This window comes from Lelliottia sp. GFLA7, assembly GCF_056490165.1.
In genome coordinates, this window is record NZ_JBWLAQ010000132.1 from 1 (window position 1) to 382 (window position 382).

The window sequence follows — 382 nt, forward strand, 5'->3', positions numbered from 1 at the left end:
TCCTCGCAGTGCCCGCCCAGCTGAATCCACCGGCCCACCCGCGGATGCAGCGTCAGCAGCACGTGATCGCCGGCCTCGTCAAGAACCAGCGACGACGCCGTGATGTGGCCAGCCGTGTGCGAGCGCAGGCAGCCGTCCGGCGCCGAGTCGAGGAACGCGAGCATCGTGTGCCGCAACGACTCCGCGTCGTCCGAATCGGTGTCCCAGTTCACCAGGGCCTCACGCGCGGACGCGTGCAGTGAGCGTGCCGTCATCTACAGCTCCAGCAGGGCGTCGCCCGGAACCCGCGGTTCGCGTGGCGTCAGTGGTTCCGTGGGATGTCCGACGGCGATCGCCCCGAGCGGCTGCCAGTCCGCCGGCAGCTCGAGCTCGGCGCGGACCG

General features: G+C 70.9%; 1 protein-coding gene. It reads right to left on the minus strand.

The features are described 5' to 3' along the window. Positions 1 to 254: hypothetical protein (locus tag AC07RN_RS21510; protein ID WP_478337307.1), on the minus strand; the 254-nt coding region annotated here is incomplete at its 3' end. Positions 255 to 382: the final 128 nt, after the last annotated feature.